A 303-nucleotide genomic window follows, 5' to 3' on the forward strand; every position below is an offset into this window, starting at 1 on the left:
CTGGCTCCGGGCCCAAATCGCCTACATCTTACCCAATCGTAAAGTCCTCGGTGCCAGGACATGTTCTCCAGAGGCGGCCTCCTGAACTTCATACTTCCGGGCAACTGCTGTAACGTCCGTGGAGGAGGCTGCCAGGATTTCGTGTCGAGAGAGACTATTCCAGTCTCCAAGAATGTAGGGTGACGGAGGGCGGAGCAGATTGGGGCTCAGCTGTGAAGTTGATGTTAGCGGCTTTGCCGCTTACATCAAGGCCGAGCTTTAAGACCGCGCGCACTTTGCGCGGGCTTAAAGTCGTGCCCACAG

Origin of the sequence: Schleiferilactobacillus shenzhenensis LY-73, assembly GCF_000469325.1 — a bacterium.
In the GTDB taxonomy this organism is placed as follows: domain Bacteria; phylum Bacillota; class Bacilli; order Lactobacillales; family Lactobacillaceae; genus Schleiferilactobacillus; species Schleiferilactobacillus shenzhenensis.